We start from the raw sequence: 5,178 nt of genomic DNA, 5'->3' as shown, positions 1-5,178 counted from the left end.
GAAACCGTTAAAACGGTTAATACTTTTTCCTGTTTCATTAACCACCAACTTAAGTTGGTGGTTAATAAGAAGATAGAGGTCAATAACTGATTCATCAGTTTCCAAATTTCGGGCAAAATTTCATACATATTCCAAATTATTGCCTTTTTAGAGTGGACTCATTAATGAATTAAAGAATTATCCATTTTCTTTTGACGACTTTAAAATTGAGACAATTATTTTCAAAATTTCTTCGCAGTCTTTCAATAATGATCCTGCTTCTTTCGAACTTAAGTAATCCGTATCTCTTAATAAACGAATCCAATAATGAGTTTCTTTTGCTTCTTTGTAGGAAATCCGTAATTTTGCGATAAAATCATTTTTAGAAAAACCTCCAATTGCTTCTTCTGCATTTGCACCGATCGAAGTTCCTGATTTTAGAATTTGAACCGATAAATGATATTCCTTCTTTTCCCTGTTCAAATACTGATACAATCGCACAATTCTGATCGCAAATTTATAACTTTTCTCGAGTATCGGATTTTCTCTCTTCATTCTTTAATTCCTTAATTCTTTCATTATTGATTAAGGAAGTTCTTTCCTGATGATCGTCCTGAATACAAAATCGATCATCATCAGGATCATCGCGACCAATATATAATTCCAGAATAATTCCTGATATTCGTAATAATTCTGGATTTTGATCTCGGTTTTTTCAAGTTCATCGATGTATTTGATAATGGCTTTTAATTCTTCGGTGTTGGTGGCTCTTCTGGCTCTTTCTGTTCCGGTCATTTCTGCGATTCTATTGAGTGTTTCCATATCGATTTCGATCTTGACTTTCTGATAACGAATTCCATAAGGAGTCTGCATCGGATAATCGACCATTCCTTTGCTCCCGACTCCGATCGTGTAAACTTTAATTCCATAAGTTGCAGCAAAATCTGCTGCTGTAAACGGATCGATCTCTCCTGTATTATTCCGTCCATCAGTGATCAGAATTATCACTTTTGATTTTGCTTCGGAATCCTTCAAACGCGCAACAGCCATTGCCAAACCCATTCCAATCGCAGTTCCGCTTGCTTCTTCGTTGATTTTCATATTGTCCATAATGGTCATCAGGATATTGTAATCAAGAGTTAACGGACATTGGGTAAACGAATTTTCAGAAAAAACAACAAGTCCGATGCGGTCATTTCTTCTTTTTTCAATAAATTCGTTTGCCACTTTTTTGGCTGCTTCCAAACGGTTTGTCGGCTGAAAATCAACTGCTTTCATACTTCCGCTGACATCGATCGCCAGCATAATATCAATTCCCTTTCCGGTGATCTGCTGTTTTTTATGAGCGAATCTCGGTCTTGTTAAAGAAATGATCAGCAAGATGATGACCAAGCTGCGCAAGATTATTGGTAAAAATCGCAGGAAACTGTTGCGTATTGAGACTTTTTTGATCAAATCGATTCTGCTGTGGATCAGTCTTACTTTGCGTTTGTTTTTGATAAAAATCTCATAAGCGAGATAGGGAAGAAGTATCAATAAAGCGTAGAACCAGTTTGGGTTGACGAATTCCAGCATGCTAATTCTCCACTTTTTGTTCGTCCAAACCTTCAAGGTTTTGAAAACCTTGAAGGTTTTCGGATTTGTTCTCAAACGATCTCAAATACTTCTCCAGCCAATTCAGAGCTTCTTCCGACTCTTTTATTCCCGGGATGAATTTAGCAAATTTAATACGGTCAGCAAAATTCAGGAATTCCAATATTTTATTTTTTTCATTATGATCTTTCAAAACAAGATTTTGACGGATTTCGCTGGTTGTCATTTCTACTGCATTTATTTTATAATAAAGTTCGATGAATAGTCTCAAGATAAACGAAAGTCGAAAATGGAATTCGAGAAAATCTCCTTTTTGCAGCAGTTTCTCTTTTTTTAATTTTTGCAGGAATTCAAGTGCAATTTCATAAGCAGGTCGGGTATCGACAATTTTTGATTTTTCAAGAGTTCCCGGTTTCTTTTTTAGAAATTTCTTCAAATAAATAATGAGAAGAATAATTCCGATAACAACAATGATCGGGACAAAATAATCGAAAAATCCGAGATTTACATTCAGCGGTTTGGCAATATCTTTGATGACTTGGGTTGTATCGGAAATCACGGATTGGATGTTCAGGATAAATTCTTTTGTTTTCAGAAATGATAGACTATCACCGGATTTGACGGCAAATTCCAATTCCGGGAAAGTGAATTCTCCCACATCAAATGGTTGAAAAGTCAAATCGAGTTTAACTAATTTCTTATCATCGATGATTTCTTCAGTTTGCAGAATATCACCTTTCAGAATGAAAATATCGAGTGTGTCGATTTGGGGAGAGAAAATGCTGTCTGCTGGATCGGTTGTGATATCAACCAGCAGATGGAAAGGCGTTCCTACATAAAGTTTTGATGGTTTGCTGATTTTGTAGTCGATTTGTTGAGTGAATGAATTCACGAACAACGAAAGAAGTAGTGTAATAAAGATTGCTTTAAAGATTATGAATTTTGAATTTTTCATGTTAATTTATACAAACAGAGCTGTTTGTTTTACTACCTGTTCTTCATCTTAATTCTGAACTTAAAGAATTTCATCAATTCCGGTGCGTAAGGTTTATCCGTAAACAGAGTTACCAGATCGATTTTCATTTTCTTAAAATTTACGGAAAGTTTCGCTTCCTGTTTTGCGAACTCTTTTTTATATTTTTCTCGAATATTTCTGTTGGAAGTATTCACTGTAAAATTCAAACCTGTTTCCGGATCACGCAGACTTAATAATCCTGCATTCGGCAGGTCTGTTTCGGATTTGTCCAGAATGCGAAGTGCGATCACATCGTGTTTTCTGGCAAGAAGTTTCAGGCTGTTTTCATAATCCTGGTCAAAAAAATCGGAAACTACAAAAATGATGCTTCTTTTCTTGATCAGGCGGTAAATGTATTCAACTGCTTTTTCGATATTTGTTTTTGAATTCTTCGGTTCGAAATAAAGAATATCGCGTAAAATTCTTAATGCTTGTTTTTTTCCTTTTCGAGGTGGAATATATTTTTCTACTTCATCTGTGAATAATAAACATCCTACTTTATCATTGTTTGAAATTGCTGAAAAAGATAAAACTGCTGTTACTTCTGTGATAAATTCAGATTTCAGGAAACCTTTTGTTCCGAATAATGTGGAAGCACTGCAATCAACGAGGAACATTACATTCAACTCGCGGGTTTCTTCAAATTTTTTGATGTATGGATGTCCCATACGAGCAGAAACATTCCAGTCGATCTGCCGAAAACTGTCTCCTGATTGATATTCTCGTACTTCCGAGAATTCCAATCCCTGACCTTTGAACAGACTGTGATATTCACCGGAAAACAACTCGTTCACAATATCACGGGTTGTGATCTCGATTTTCTTTATACGCTTTATTATTTCAGATGTTTCCATTCATTTAACCACTAATCAACACTAATGAACACGAATTTTCAATCAACTTCCGAATGTTTGAAAAACTTCGGAATGTTGATCTCTGTTAACAATCGGAAGAGCTTCGCACATTCCGATGTTCCTGCTCTTCTCTCACATAATTGAAGTATTGAGACTTCTAAAATCTTCTCTTCCTCAATACTTCCAAAATCTTGGAATCTTCCTGCTTCTCTTACAAGATTAAGGGACTTCAATTTCATCAAAAAGCCTATTTACAATATCTTCCTGCGTGATCTGTTCTGCTTCCGCTTCATAAGTGAGGATGATTCGATGCCGCAGAATATCTTTTCCGATTGCTTTAATATCATCCGGAGTAACATAACCGCGATGTTCCAAAAAGGCGTGAGTTTTTGCTGCTTGAGCAAGGAAGATCGACGCTCTGGGAGATGCTCCGTAATCAATAAGATTGGAAAGGTCTTCCAGATTCTTGAAATTTTTCGGATCTCGTGTAGCGAAAACAAGATCAAGAATATAATCCTTAACTTTCGTTTCCATATAAATGTCTTTGACAATTTCTCTTAATTCCAGAATCTCTTTAGGAGAAACAACCGCATCCACAGGAATTTTCTCTGCTCTAACCATCTTTTCCATAATAAGATTTTCTTCATCTCGCGTTGGGTAATTGATCAATAATTTCAGCATAAAACGATCTACTTGTGCTTCCGGTAATGGAAAAGTTCCTTCCTGTTCGATTGGATTTTGGGTTGCCATGACCAGAAACGGTCTCGGCAGCGGATATGTTGTATCGCTGATCGTAACTTGTCTTTCCTGCATAGATTCCAAAAGAGCAGATTGCACTTTTGCAGGAGCACGGTTGATCTCATCTGCGAGAATGAAATTGGCAAAGATCGGTCCTTTTTTGGGAACAAACTCTGATGTCTTCTGGTTGTAGATCAGAGTTCCGACCAAATCTGCGGGAAGCAGATCAGGAGTGAATTGGATTCTTCTGAATGTTGCTTTAAGTGTCTCGGCAACCGTGTTTACCGCAAGAGTTTTCGCCAGTCCGGGAACTCCTTCCAGTAAAATATGTCCGTCAGAAAGCAGTCCGATCAACATTCTGCGGATCATATATTTCTGACCGACAATGACTTTCTCGACTTCCGTTAAAATCTTATCGATAATTTGACTTTTTTCAATCACTTTTTGATTAATTTCTTCTATGTTCATTGATCCTCCAACTCTAAAACTTGCCAAATTTTTGAAGTTTGGCAAGCTTACAATTTTAATTATTTTTTTCGATTTTTTCAGTTTGGAAAATCTCTCCGGAAACTGATTTGAAATGCAATCTCAACTTGCTATCATCCAATTCAATGATCAAATAAGAAGCAGGTCTGCCTTTATCGAACTCTCTTTTCAGGTGTCCTGGATTGATATAATAAATCTTTCCATCTTTATGGAAATGATGGATATGGGTATGTCCAAACAAAATGAATTCAGCTTTTTCATTTGATCTTTTCAAGTCTTCAAAAGCATGAACAAGCAAAAAACTCCAACCATTGATCTCTACTTTTTGAGTAAATGGAATGGTCTTGTTCAGATAACCTTTATGGTAAATTCCCGGTACTTTTAAAATTTCTTTTCCTTCAGTAAGATCAGGATTTTCATCGAGGTCTTCATAATTGTCTCCGAGATGAAAAATATGAGTTAATTCTTCTTCGTTTGAGAATACTTTTCTCAATAATTTCTGATTTTTATGAG

The 5,178-nt window shown here is 36.0% G+C and carries 6 protein-coding genes; all 6 read right to left on the bottom strand.

Features of this window, described 5'->3' with window-relative positions; genetic code table 11:
- Window positions 1-177: 177 nt before the first annotated feature.
- The gene (locus ENL20_09180) at window positions 178-534 is read right to left on the bottom strand and encodes a four helix bundle protein (protein ID HHE38729.1); all 357 of its coding nucleotides are present in this window, start codon (window positions 532-534) and stop codon (window positions 178-180) included.
- 30 nt (window positions 535-564) lie between these two features.
- Window positions 565-1,554 (bottom strand): VWA domain-containing protein, encoded by a 990-nt coding sequence (locus tag ENL20_09175; GenBank protein HHE38728.1) that lies wholly within the window; start codon window positions 1,552-1,554, stop codon window positions 565-567.
- 1 nt (window position 1,555) lies between these two features.
- The gene (locus ENL20_09170; GenBank protein ID HHE38727.1) at window positions 1,556-2,527 is read right to left on the bottom strand and encodes a hypothetical protein; all 972 of its coding nucleotides are present in this window, start codon (window positions 2,525-2,527) and stop codon (window positions 1,556-1,558) included.
- Window positions 2,528-2,559: 32 nt separating this feature from the next.
- Window positions 2,560-3,441 (bottom strand): DUF58 domain-containing protein, encoded by an 882-nt coding sequence (locus ENL20_09165; GenBank protein ID HHE38726.1) that lies wholly within the window; start codon window positions 3,439-3,441, stop codon window positions 2,560-2,562.
- 219 nt (window positions 3,442-3,660) lie between these two features.
- Window positions 3,661-4,647: a MoxR family ATPase gene (locus tag ENL20_09160; GenBank protein HHE38725.1), complete on the bottom strand. Its 987-nt coding sequence runs from the start codon at window positions 4,645-4,647 to the stop codon at window positions 3,661-3,663.
- A 55-nt stretch (window positions 4,648-4,702) separates the two neighbouring features.
- On the bottom strand, window positions 4,703-5,178 hold a 476-nt coding region (locus ENL20_09155), incomplete at its 5' end, for a metallophosphoesterase (GenBank protein HHE38724.1).

The organism is Candidatus Cloacimonadota bacterium (assembly GCA_011372345.1).
Classification (GTDB): Bacteria; Cloacimonadota; Cloacimonadia; order Cloacimonadales; family TCS61; genus DRTC01.
The sequence above is the reverse complement of the archived record's forward strand: the minus strand, read 5'-3'. Positions and strand labels throughout refer to the sequence as shown.

Coding starts and splice junctions, on each gene's coding strand:
- ENL20_09170 (HHE38727.1), bottom strand. CDS start 2,527: ATGAAAAATTCAAAATTCATAATCTTTAAAGCAATCTTTATTACACTA.
- ENL20_09165 (HHE38726.1), bottom strand. CDS start 3,441: ATGGAAACATCTGAAATAATAAAGCGTATAAAGAAAATCGAGATCACA.
- ENL20_09160 (HHE38725.1), bottom strand. CDS start 4,647: ATGAACATAGAAGAAATTAATCAAAAAGTGATTGAAAAAAGTCAAATT.
- ENL20_09180 (HHE38729.1), bottom strand. CDS start 534: ATGAAGAGAGAAAATCCGATACTCGAGAAAAGTTATAAATTTGCGATC.
- ENL20_09175 (HHE38728.1), bottom strand. CDS start 1,554: ATGCTGGAATTCGTCAACCCAAACTGGTTCTACGCTTTATTGATACTT.